The organism is Streptomyces sp. NPDC034084 (assembly GCF_055575535.1).
This window is the reverse complement of sequence record NZ_JBVISK010000009.1, coordinates 131,004-142,688: the sequence shown is the minus strand read 5'-3', so window position 1 is coordinate 142,688 and position 11,685 is coordinate 131,004. Positions and strand designations below refer to the sequence as shown.

General features: G+C 68.7%; 8 protein-coding genes and 1 pseudogene. 5 read left to right on the top strand and 4 right to left on the bottom strand.

Annotation, left to right across the window (positions count from 1 at the left end):
* Positions 1 to 140 precede the first annotated feature (140 nt).
* On the bottom strand, positions 141 to 1,475 hold the full coding sequence (locus ACZ51I_RS28870) for a hypothetical protein (protein WP_468881579.1): 1,335 nt from the start codon (positions 1,473 to 1,475) through the stop codon (positions 141 to 143).
* 525 nt (positions 1,476 to 2,000) lie between these two features.
* Positions 2,001 to 2,765 (bottom strand): annotated as a pseudogene (locus ACZ51I_RS28865) (collagenase); the annotation flags it as partial.
* A 763-nt stretch (positions 2,766 to 3,528) separates the two neighbouring features.
* Between ACZ51I_RS28865 and ACZ51I_RS28860 the strand changes: the two are divergent.
* The gene (locus tag ACZ51I_RS28860) at positions 3,529 to 4,173 is read left to right on the top strand and encodes a LysE family translocator (RefSeq protein ID WP_468881576.1); all 645 of its coding nucleotides are present in this window, start codon (positions 3,529 to 3,531) and stop codon (positions 4,171 to 4,173) included.
* A 341-nt stretch (positions 4,174 to 4,514) separates the two neighbouring features.
* Entirely contained in the window at positions 4,515 to 4,904 is a 390-nt protein-coding gene (locus tag ACZ51I_RS28855) for an SHOCT domain-containing protein (RefSeq protein ID WP_468881573.1), read from the top strand.
* Positions 4,905 to 4,934: 30 nt separating this feature from the next.
* Here the strand turns inward: ACZ51I_RS28855 and ACZ51I_RS28850 are convergent, their stop codons facing one another.
* On the bottom strand, positions 4,935 to 6,089 hold the full coding sequence (locus ACZ51I_RS28850; protein WP_468881570.1) for a DUF2254 family protein: 1,155 nt from the start codon (positions 6,087 to 6,089) through the stop codon (positions 4,935 to 4,937).
* A 300-nt stretch (positions 6,090 to 6,389) separates the two neighbouring features.
* Complete coding sequence (locus ACZ51I_RS28845; protein WP_468881568.1) at positions 6,390 to 8,456, bottom strand: SpoIIE family protein phosphatase; 2,067 nt, start codon at positions 8,454 to 8,456, stop codon at positions 6,390 to 6,392.
* A 336-nt stretch (positions 8,457 to 8,792) separates the two neighbouring features.
* On the opposite strand from ACZ51I_RS28845, the gene ACZ51I_RS28840 reads away from it, so the two are divergent.
* Genes ACZ51I_RS28840 through ACZ51I_RS28830 form a run of 3 tightly spaced genes read left to right on the top strand, consistent with a single transcriptional unit; the run spans position 8,793 to position 11,630 of the window.
* Positions 8,793 to 9,779 (top strand): ATP-binding cassette domain-containing protein, encoded by a 987-nt coding sequence (locus ACZ51I_RS28840; protein ID WP_468881565.1) that lies wholly within the window; start codon positions 8,793 to 8,795, stop codon positions 9,777 to 9,779.
* Between the two features lie 5 nt (positions 9,780 to 9,784).
* Positions 9,785 to 10,579, top strand: a complete 795-nt coding sequence (locus ACZ51I_RS28835; protein WP_468881563.1) for an ABC transporter permease — start codon at positions 9,785 to 9,787, stop codon at positions 10,577 to 10,579.
* 52 nt (positions 10,580 to 10,631) lie between these two features.
* A complete protein-coding gene (locus ACZ51I_RS28830; RefSeq protein WP_468881560.1) occupies positions 10,632 to 11,630 on the top strand; it encodes an ArsR/SmtB family transcription factor in 999 nt (332 codons plus the stop codon).
* The last annotated feature ends 55 nt before the right edge of the window (positions 11,631 to 11,685 follow it).

Sequence of the window (11,685 nt, the reverse complement as noted above, 5' to 3'; positions counted from 1 at the left end):
TGGGGGCCCGCCAAAGAACTTCAGCAAAGGCGGAGCGGCGGGCACGGCATGCGGCCTTGCCGGCAGCCCTCATCCGATGCCCGGCTCTGTGCGGCGGCGGCCACCCCTCGGTCAGGGACGTCGACCGGGCAGCATCCTGGCTACCCAGCGGCCGGGTACGCGGTCAGGTCGTCTTCCGGGGACAGGGCGAGTCCGGTGTACCCGTTGACGAGGAAGGGGGCGACACCCGGGAGGGTCGGCAGGTCCGCTCCGGTCTGTGAGTCCAGAGCGAGGGGGCCGGTGTCCGTCTTGCCGTAGACCCGTCCGTTCCAGACGGCTGTCACCCGCGGCGCGATGCGATTGGCAGTCTGGTCTGGCAGCTGCCACAGCAGGGAGGTGGTGCGGTCGTTGAACGCCCAGACCTTGTACAGGTTTCCCTGGTTCCAGGAGCAGACAACGGTGTTCTGCCCGTCATGGTCACAGCGGGAGCCGGCGATGTCCTCCGGAGCCTCGTGCTTCACCGCGCCGGTCACGGGATCGAGGAACTGCTGGATATGTACGCGGTAGTCGTCCTTGTTCTGTGCCTGGACGAGGAGGAGGTGCGGTCCGGCGGGCTTCACGTCGAGGTTGAGACGGTCCTCTCCGCGCCAGCGCTCGGTGCCGGTGAGCAGGTCGTAACCGCGTGCGGATTCGTAGGTCCCGTCGGAGGTTTCCAGCTCGCCTGCCACGATGTTCCCGGTTACGGCGGTCGCCTCGAACCGGTCCTTGGTCCACAGGACACGGCGTGCGGTGAGGTCGATGCCGTAGGTGGTAGCAGCGGAGAACAGTGAGGACGCGCCGGTGCTGACCGTCACGATGGCGACCTTCTCCGAGGCTCCTACGACCGAGACGGTGCGCGGACTGCCGTCCTTTGTCCAGGACGGCAGCGTCAGGGGCAGTCTCCAACCGACCTTGTCGCTGGACGCGTTGATGGCAGTGAGTTCGATGAAGTTGGTGGCTGCCTGGGTTCCGACTCCGGGCCGCCGTACGAAGAACGGCGCGAGGACCAGCGGATCGGCTCCTGGGGTGACGACCGGAGGAGCGGCGTTGTTGCGATCGTCCCGGCTGAGCACACTCAGCGCATCAGCCGTGGGAGTGATGGTGGCTGTGAGCGAACCGGTGGTCGTGTTGAAGGCCAGCAGGCGGTCGAGGGTCGCCACGTATGCCTTGTCCTTGTGGAGCGCCACCGGGATCTTGCTGTCCCCCAGCCAGGTTCCGCCGATGCTCAGCAACCCGGATGAAGCCTCCCAGGGCATGAGGATGCCAGCCTGGGTGTCGAACTTCGCCGGGGGATCATAGACGGCGCGGGCCGGTAACGTCTGCTTGCCGGACGGGGCTGGAGGGGCGGCATCGACGCGCTCGGGCTGCTGGGTGCAGCCAACAGCGAAGACCATCGCGAGAGCGGTGATCAAGGCTGAACTGCTTGACGCGCGGCATGAATTCACGAGGCGATGCACCTTTCTCAGTAGTCAAACGATCACCCTATGGCAGAAGTTGTGAGAGCCGCACGGCCGTCCCGGATCGGCGCGGTCGGCAAGGCTCATCTCGGCAGCTGCCCGGCGACGGCGACCTTGCGCGGCGCGGGGCGTTCGCAACCTGAGCATCGTCCGTGAGGCGGCCGCCTCCTACAGGCTGTTGCCGCAGCGAGAATTGCAGAGATCACTCAGCCGCCAGCCCGCCCGCGTAGCGTGCCTGCGGCCGTTCGTCTGCGACCAGCACATGTCCCTCCTCGCGGGTCCGCTTCACCCTGCCGGAGGCCTGCGTGATGCCGAGCGTGGTAGCCGCTCGTCTGGCCGAATGAGCATGCCACTGACGAATTATGGGTGCGCTTTATGCGTGGTGGGGGCGCTACGGGTGATGTCTTGATGCTCGTGACGCTGATGAGCAGGCCGGCACGACGATCAGGAACGGTGACGAGATCCCGACCGATCTGCTTGATCGGTCGGGATCTGGAAGTCCGGCTGTAGCCGGCGTATGGGTCAGGAACCCGCCGCCACGGCCGTCAGCCAGGCGTTCCAGTCGCTCTCGTAGTCCAGCGAGGTGAGGAAGGCACGTGCGGCGGTCCAGTTTCCGGTGCGGTAGTGGCCGAGCACGGTGGCGACGTCGGCCGGGTGTCTTTCGACCATGTAGCGGGCGGCGAGGTAGCCCCAGTTGTACGTGCGGTTGACGTCGCTGTTGGCGTAGGTGGTGTCGAACAGCGTGCGCAGGGAGTGCGTGTGCTTGCCGGCCTCGGCCAGCGCCTGGGAGTAGGTGACGCCGCGGTAGGAGTAGGAGACGTACTCCGCTATGCCCTCGCCCCACCACACGGTGGGGGTTGTCTGGCCGGCGTCGAAGTCGCCGTACAGGTCGAAGCGGCCGTCGAGGTAGTGGGTGTACTCGTGGTTGAGGTTCCAGATCTGCCAGCCGGGGCTGACGTCGGTGCGCTCGTAGCAGATGAACCGCGGCTGGTTGCCCGTACGGGAGGGGTCTCCCTCCAGGTACATGCCGCCGTTGTTGGTGTCGATGCCGTAGATCCTCCCCGCGTAGGCCTTGTAGTCGGCGCTCGAGTTGAAGACATCGACCTCCAGGGTGGTGTTGTGGTCGTCTGCGACCGGCCCGGAGTCCTTGACCACGTTGTGGAAGTAGGCGTCCTGGTTGGCCAGGCTCGCGCAGGTCGCCGTCAGCTGGTCTGCCGTCATCTCCTGGGCGCGGATCCGCAGCGACGGGCTGCAGTCGTGGACGAGCGGCAGGATGCGCGACTCCAGCCTTCCGCCGCCGGCGGTCGCGCCGAGAGTGTCTTTGGCGTTGCCGTGGGCCGGGCGTCGGCCCGGGTCCGCGAAGACGTGGTCCGGCTTCGGGTCGGCTTGGGAGGCAGGGGAGGCCTGGGCGGGGGAGGCCGCGACGGCGGCGATGAGCAGGGCGGTGGCGACGGCCATGGTGCGCAAGATTCACTCCTGGGGAGGGGAGGAGGGGTCCCGTCCACGACGGGCTGCGCTGTAAAATGGCACATGTCACATGGCTGTACAAGGTTTTTGACAGGGACACATCGATTCATGCCGAGGTCGGGCGCGGAGCCGCTTGAACCGGCGCGACCAGGCGGAGGCGCGCTCGACCATCCCGCGCGCCTTGTACAGACCCTGCGGCTTGTGGAGAGGGCGTCCCCGAAGCCCCCGGACGTGCGAGCCGTCCACGGAGCGACCGTCCTGGTCCAGCAGGTCGGCGCGGCGCAGCTCGCGCAGCGGCACGAGCAGGCCTGACCAGTCAGAACGACTGGACCCGGTGAGCGTTTCCCGGATCCGGAGTGATCGTCCCCCACGCTCGGCGCCCTGCCGTCCTCAAGTGCCGACGACGGCGGGACCTCGCGGGCCGGCAGTCGTCGCTGCCGTTGACGGCCGGAGTGAGGGTGCACGGAGAGACCGAACGGCCGGGCCGTATCCTGAGGCAGGCGACGCCGGCACTGCCGATGCGTCGCAGCGTCCGTCGCCGCTCCGGCTGGGTACCGGGTGCCCGCCAAACGATCGGGAGTTGACAGTGATCAGTCTGGCCGCAGTGGGGGGAGTGGCCCTGGTCGAGCTCGGCATGGCGCTGACCCCGGGACCGAACATGATCCACCTCGCCTCCCGCGCGATCACCCAAGGCCGCAGGGCCGGCCTCGTCAGCCTGAGCGGGACCGCCGTGGGATTCCTGTGCTATCTGCTGGCCGCGGCTGCCGGCCTGTCCGCGTTGTTCGCCGCCGTGCCGCTCGCGTACACGATCGTCAAGCTCGCCGGGGCCGCCTACCTCGCCTACCTGGCCTGGAGCATGCTCAAGCCCGGTGGGCGCTCCCCCTTCGCTCCGGCCCAGGACCTGCCTCCCGTATCCGATGCCCGCCTGTTCTCCATGGGGCTTCTGACCAACCTGCTCAACCCCAAGATCGCTCTCCTGTACGCCGCTCTTCTGCCCCAGTTCATGGATCCGCAGGCGGGTCCGGCCTGGGCGCAACTGCTGCAGCTCGGCAGTGTCCAGATCATCGTGGGGATCTCCGTGAACGCTCTGGTCATGCTGGGCGCCGCACGGGTGTCAGGCTTTCTGGCTACCCGGCCCCGCGTGATGACCGCTCAGCGGTTCGCGGCAGGCGGCTTGCTCGGTGTCTTCGCGCTGCGCACAGCCCTGTCCCGTACCCCTGTCTCGGCCTGAGCCAGGGACGTGCGCCTGTGAGACCGGTGCTCCGCAGGAAGTCGTGGCGTCGACGGGGAGCTGATCTCAGCTGGACGCGACCGGAAAACATGGACCGGGTTACGCGTTCGTCGGCAGACTTGGAGCGACGCTGCGGACGAGCCGAGCGTGACAGCGTTGTCTCCCTCCATCGGTGTCTCCCTCCTCAGTCGCACCGACGCCCGGGCGTAGCCCGCCGTTCGTGGTGACCCGGTGCTACCGGCCTCGTAGCTTGCCGATGCGGCAGAGACACACCTGCTGAAATGCGGGCCTTCGCGTCTGACGGTATGAATGAGGAAGGGCATCCATGATCGGAGCGAAGAATGGACGACTACCCCCTTCTCAACCTGTTCTGGACGATGCTGTGGCTCTTTCTGTGGGTGATGTGGTTCTTCCTGCTGTTCAAGGTCATCACCGACATCTTCCGTGATGACAGCCTCAGCGGCTGGGCCAAGGCGGGATGGCTCGTCCTCGTGCTCGTGCTTCCTTACCTCGGTGTCTTCGTGTATCTCATCGCCCGCGGGAAGAGCATGGGCGAAAGGGACGTGAAGCAGGTCCGGGAGAACGAGGAGGCATTCCGTCAGTACGTGCGGAAGGCGGCGGGGCCCGGTAACGGTTCGGTGGACGAGTTGGTCAGGCTCTCCGCGCTCAGGGACGAGGGCGGCATCACTCAGGAGGAGTTCGAGCGCGCCAAGGCCAAGCTCCTGGCGTGAGCCCGCCCGAAGCTCTTCTCCCCGTCCGCCTCAGGAAGACCTGCCGGCGGGCGCCGGGGGCCAGGTGTCGGCCGGCCAGATCAGCGGGTAGGCCCCACGGCCCGTGCGCTCCACCCAGCGCAGCCGGTCTTCGAGGACGCGCCTGCGGCTTCGGGGACTTCGCTCCACCAGCCGACGCAGCAGGGTACGCATGCGCAGCAGCGCCATCGGGGAGTGGGCTGCGGCGACGATGACGTCGTCGACAGCCGTACGGACGTACCGTTCCCAGTCTGGCACCGGGACGACCACGCGCACGACGCCGTCGCTCCCGGTGAAGGTGCCGACCTCCAGCTCGCGGTCGGCGAGACGGGCCAGCAGGTCTTCCAGACGATCCATGCTCTCCAGCGCGGTGGCCGGATCGTTGACAGCGGGGGACAGGGCCCTCAGCGCGATGTCGGCGAGCAGCCTGAACGGCAGCTCGGGATCCTGATCGAACGTGCGCTCCACCCCGGTCATCACAGCGCCGCGCAGCTCGTCCTCGGACACCGCGCCCCCCGCCACCTCGGCCAGGACCATCCCCCACGACACGGTCTCACCAGGGCGCACGCGAAAGGTGAGGCGACAGTCCCGCTGCCTCGCCATCCCGACCAGCGCAGGCACGTCGATCTGCTGGACCACGCACGCGGCTCCTGTCCATCGGACCGGGACGCCGGGAGCCGTGGGCGGCGCCACGGCGTCCACGGCCTGTTCCCGGACCGGCGGATACAGTCCTTCGAGGAGCCGGTACGCGCGCGCGGTGATCGCGGTCAGTGAATGCGCGAGCTGAATCGAGTGGAACGCCCTGGCCTGCAGAGTCCACATCAATGCCAGGGCGACCAGCGCCAACACCATGGCGAGTGTGGGCACCAGGGCCGAGACGTCGCTGCGCGTCCCGAGTGACAGGGCCGCGGTGATGGAGAAGACGAACACGCCGACGGTGACGGCGAACGTGCGCCAGACGATCGGCTCCTCGCGGAACAGTGCCAGGCGCGGCGTGAACATGCTCGAGGAGAACTGCACGACCAGGAACAGCATCGAGTAGATGATGCTCACCAGGCTGACGACTCCGAATCCGATGGTGAAAAGGAAAGACACCACCCGTTCGGTCTCCACCTGCGGTCCTGCCGAGACCTTCGGAACCAGCATCCCCAGCGCCAGGCCGACCACCGCACACAGCAGTTGGGACGCACCCCGGCGCTCCGTCCGGGAAAGGTGCCGAAACCCTCTCTCCCGCGTCTGCTTCCAACGGCGTCCCCACCGGCCACGCCGCGTCGGAACGTCAGCCGAGCCGGTCATCCAGCCTCCTCTTACCCACCTCATCGCGTGCCGATACGGATGCAACCACGCCCAAATCCACACAAGCAGCCGCCACGCCTGCACAGTCCGACCCCGGCACCGGCACCGGCGCCTTCCGGGGGTCGGACCCGGCCCGCCCACTCCAGCCGCCAAGATCGCGGCGCTTCGCGACTACGGGCCTCTCGGTGGAGTGACCTGGGCGAGGAGGAGGACGGTGTCGTCGGTCGGGCCGGTCGGCAGGAGGTGGGCGAGAATGCCGTCCGCCGTCTGCTCCAACGTGCCCGTGGCTGCGGACAGTCGGGTGCGCAGTGCTGCGATGCCCTCGTCGATGTCCTTGCCCCGGGACTCGATGAGGCCGTCGGTGTAGAGGGCCAGGATGTCGCCCTGCCGGAGTGTGATCTCGAGCGTGCCGAAGGGGAAACCGCCGACGCCGAGGGGAACCCCCGGCACGTTGTCGATGATCCTCACCGAGCCGTTCGGTTCCCGTACGAGCGGCGGTGGGTGGCCGGCGTTCGCGATGCGGGCTCGGCCCGTCCCGGGGTCGTAGTGGACGGAGAGGCAGGTCGCCAGCTCGATGCCCGCCTCCTGGACGCAGGCGTCGAGTTCCCTGAGGAGATCGCCGGGTTCCAGGTTCTGGCGGGCCAGCGCCTTCGCGGTGATCCGCAATCTGCCCATCGCCGCGGCAGCCGGTACGCCGTGCCCCATGACGTCACCGACCAGGAGGGCCACGCCACCGCCCGGCAGGTCGATCACGTCGTACCAGTCGCCCCCGACCTCCGTGAGGTGGCTGCCGGGGAGGTAGCGGTGAGCGATGCGCAGGGTTGGGCTGGTCGCCAGATTGGTGGGGAGCAGCGCGCGCTGGAGGGTGAGCGCGATCTCCTGGACCTGGCTGTAGAGGCGTGCGTTGTCCAGGCACAGGGCGGCGCGGGAGGCGAGTTCGCCGGCCAGGCTGAGGTCCTGTTCGGTGAAGACCGGGCGGTCGGCCGAGCGGCCGCACATGGTGATGCCCTGGACTGTTCCCCGGGCGATGAGGGGAGCGATGAGGAGGGAGGTCAGACCGCTGTCGATCAGCAACCGGCTGCGGGCCTGGTGGGTCACGGTCCGTGTCATGAACTCCTCGTTCACGGGCACGCAGACGGGCAGGCCCGTTCTCAGCGTCTCGTGGATCGTGGAGCCCGGTGGGTAGGTCACGCGCTCCAGACCGCCGACGAGTTCGGGGGCCGGAGGCGGCAGAGTGGTGCCGGCTGCGATCCGACGCGTGACCAGGGGCATGGCCGGGTCGAACACCTCCGGTTCGTCCATCCACTCCACGACCTCCACGACGGAGGCGTCGGCGAACTCCGGGACGGCCGCTTCGACCAGCTCACGGGCGGTGACGTCCACGTCCAGCGTGGTGCCGATCCTGGCCGCCGCCCTGTCCAGCAGAGCCAGCCGCTGCCGTCCGGCCGTCACTTCCACGATGGCCTGCTCACGGTCGGTGACGTCCACGAGGAGACCGCCCAGTCCCGGCCGCGTGTCCCCCGCCTGGCTCAGGGGGAAGAAGCTCACCGAGCGCACCTGGTCCCGGTCGGGACGGCCCGGTGTGCGCAGGACGACCAGCGCGCTCACCACGGGCCGCCCCTCGTCGGCGACGGCGTGCAGCATGCGCTGGTACTCGCCGCCGTCGAATGTGATCATGAAGTCTTCCATGCTGCGCCCGATGTGGTCCTCGATCGGGATGCCGTCCATGTCGGCGAGGGCCTGGTTGAGGTGGACGTAGCGCAGGTCCTCGTCGAGCATGACGAGGCCGATCGGGCAGGTTTCGAAGAGGGCGTCGAGGAAGGCGAGGTTGGTCTTGACGCGGTCGAGTTCGTCGCCCCTGCTGGCGAGACCGACGATCACGGTGCGGCCTTGGCGGCCGGTCACCGGGAAGACCCGGAATCCGCAGTCGAAGACCGTGCCGTCCTGGTGCAGGGCGGGCATTCTTACCCGCCAGTAGCCCAGGGTGCGGCCGCGTTCCGCGAGCCGTTCCGCCGCGCTGGACCCGTCCACGGAGGCGGCGGGAAAGAGGTTCGCGGCAGGTTGGGAGAGCACGTCCCCGGCCTCATATCCGAAGAGTCTTCGCGCGCCGGGTCCCCAGTAGCAGATCCGGTCCTCGTCATCCATCCCGAGCACGGCGACGGCCACGTGCTCCAGCAGGGTTCCCGGCTCCGACCAGAGCGGGCCGGGACCCTGCACCCCCGTGGGATTCGATGACACCAGGCGCCCTTTCGAGCGCACACGCCTCAGCCGAGTGCGCCACTCGTCGGTCGACGGGGACCTCACGTCAATTCTGCTCGTCGTCCGAGGTTCGGACATCACGAGGCAGCAGGTGGGGGGCGCCGGCGCGAGGTGGATACGGGCCGCGAAGGCGAGACCGGTGTCGAAGACCCGGCCACCGCTCCGTCACAGCCCCGCGCGGTCGTGGTCCTGGGCCTCAGCGCGCGCCCGCCACGGCCACCGCACTCTCCGACCAGGCCCCATCACTCTGTCAGCGAGTTGTGGGCCCGTTGTCAGAGCGTCCCTGAACGATCCCTTGCGGACCAGGGAGGCTCCATGACACTCGCAATCCAGGCCGAAGGTCTGGTGAAACGGTACGGATCGCACACGGCGCTCGCCGGCGTGGACCTGGCCGTACCCGCCGGGACGATTCTCGGCGTGCTCGGCCCCAACGGTGCGGGCAAGACGACGACCGTACGCATCCTCTCCACCCTGCTGCGGCCCGACGAGGGCCGGGCCACTGTCGCCGGATACGACGTGCTGCGCCAGCCGGTCGCGGTGCGTCGCCGGATCGGCCTGACCGGACAGTACGCCTCGGTCGACGAGGAACTCACCGGACTCGAGAACCTCGTTCTGGTCGGCCGGCTGCTCGAACTGTCCAGGGCGGATGCGCGGGCGCGCGCCGCGGAGCTGCTCGAGCGGTTCTCGCTCACCGACGCCGGCGGACGCCAGGTCAAGACGTACTCGGGCGGGATGCGCCGCCGGGTGGACCTGGCCACCAGCCTGGTCGGCCGGCCGGAGGTGCTCTATCTGGACGAGCCGACCACGGGCCTGGACCCGCGCAGTCGGAACGAAGTCTGGGACGTCGTGCAGGGGTTGGCCAATGACGGTGTGTCCGTCCTGCTGACCACCCAGTACCTGGAGGAGGCGGACCGCCTCGCGGACCGGATCACGGTCATCGACCAGGGCCGTGTGGTCGCGGAGGGCCGGGCCGACGAGCTGAAGAAGCGCACCGGCGGCCAGACGCTCCAGGTTCGGCCCGCCGACCCCCGGGACGTGCCGGAGGTGATGCGGATACTCGGCCTGCTCACCGAGGCCGCCCCGACCGCCGACGCCGACACCGGCCTGATCACCACCCTGGCCGACGACACCGTCCTGCTGTCCGCGCTGGTGCGGCGGCTGGACGAGGCGGGCATCGCGGTGGACGAGCTCGCACTGCGGCTGCCGAGCCTCGACGAGGTCTTCCTCTCCCTCACCGGCAAGCCCGCCACGGAGAACACGGGCGACGCCCTCGAACCGACCACCGAGCGGAGCGCAGCATGAGTGCCATGGTCGAGCCCCCCGTCGACGTGCGGATAGGTCCGGTGCGCGGGCTCGGGCACAGTCTCACCCTGGCCGCCCGGAACATCCGCTACATCCTGCGTTCCCCGGCCACCCTGGTGGACACGATCATCCAGCCGGTGCTCTTCCTCGTGGTGTTCGCGCTGCTGTTCGGCGGCGAGATCGCGGGCGACTGGCAGTCGTACCTCCAGCCGCTGGTACCCGGCCTGATGGTGCAGATCATCCTCTACGCGAGCGTGGGCACCGGCCTCGCGCTCAACACCGACGTCGTCAAGGGAGTGTTCGACCGCTTCCGCAGCCTGCCCATCGCGCGCTCCGCGCCGCTCGTCGGTGCCGTCCTCGGCGATGTGGTGCGCTACGCCCTCGCGTTGGTCGTCCTGCTCGCGCTGGCCTTCGCGATGGGCTTCCGGGTCAAAACCGGCCCCGTCGAGGTCGCACTCGCGATGCTGCTGTCGATCGGTTTCGGCCTTACTTTGTGCTGGCTGTCCGTGCTGATCGGCATGGTCGCGCAAAGCCCGCAGGCGGTTCCCGGCATCGCCATGGCGCTGGTGCTCCCGCTGACGTTCGGCAGCAATATCTTCGCTTCGCCGGAGACCATGCCCGGCTGGCTGCAGTGGTGGGTCGATGTCAACCCGGTCAGCCACTTCGTGGACTCGACCCGGGCCCTGATGCTCGGCGGCGACGCCTCGGGGCCGATTATGGCCAGTCTCATCTGGATGGCCGTTCTCTTTACCGTACTGTTCCCGCTGGCCGTACGGGCGTACGCCCGCCGGACGAGATGAGTCGGTCACGGGCGGGCAAGCCGGCCGTCGGACACAGGCCAGGAGGACAAGCGTGCTGACCGTGCACTTCACTCACGAGGACATCGCCAGAACCCATATGTCGCCCAGGGCCCGCCACCGGGCAGAGACGCTGTTCGCCCTCGGCCATCTGGAACGCTCCGCGCAGCGGAACAGGGGCGTGGGTGGCTGGGTTTCGCACGCACGCGCCTGGGTCGCGGCCAGACCGTCGCGCCGCCCCGGTCTGCAGCACGCGCTGAGACGCAGAGACGAACTGCTGCCCTTCCTCCTGACACGGCACGCTCCGGACCGGGACGCGGCGGTTCCGGAGGACATGCGGCAGGCGCTGGCGGCGCTGGCCGATTTCCAGAAGGCCTGCATCACGCCATATCGCACGAGCATCCAGGAGATGCTCGACGAGACCCGTCACTGCTATTCGGACATGGTCGCGCGGCTCGGCCTGGCGGCGACGCTCGAACGACTGCAGTGCAACGCCAAATGGGAGGCCGCCACCCTGACCGTCGACGACGGTGTGGACCGCGAGGTCTTCCTCGACGGCCAGGGCCTGGAGCTGGTGCCGTCGGTGTTCCTCAGCGGTACCCCGCGGCTGTACACCTTCCGGGACCGGACAGCGGGGCGCACCGCGGCCGAGCGCGCGGTCGTCCGGCCCGTGCGCGTCATGGTGTTTCCGGTGTGCCCGCACGGTCTGGCCTCCACCGCCCTGGTGAAGGAGACCCAGCGGACCGCCAAGCCGCTGCCTCAGTTACTCGGCCGGACCCGGGCAGCGGTACTGGAACGTCTCACGGAGCCGCAGTCGACCAGTGAACTCAGCTCCGCACTGCACATCTCGGCGACCACGGCCAGCGAGCACACCTCGGTGCTGCGCAGCTCCGGGCTCGTCTCCACGACCCGGAACGGCGTCAGCGTGCGCCACGAGGTGACGGCACTCGGCGCGCTGATGCTGAACTCGCCCAAGGATCCCGCCCATTCATGGTGCCGTGACTGCGTAGACCGGCGTGCCATGGGTAGCGAAGCGAGGGAACAGGTCGCATGACGAGGTGATCGTCATGGACGGCGAGACGTGTCAAGAGACGTGGCGAGAGTGTAGC

Bases quoted from the DNA above. Each gene is read 5' to 3' on its own strand.
- ACZ51I_RS28855 (WP_468881573.1), top strand. From the start codon at position 4,515: ATGGACGACTACCCCCTTCTCAACCTGTTCTGGACGATGCTGTGGCTC.
- ACZ51I_RS28840 (WP_468881565.1), top strand. From the start codon at position 8,793: ATGACACTCGCAATCCAGGCCGAAGGTCTGGTGAAACGGTACGGATCG.
- ACZ51I_RS28835 (WP_468881563.1), top strand. From the start codon at position 9,785: ATGGTCGAGCCCCCCGTCGACGTGCGGATAGGTCCGGTGCGCGGGCTC.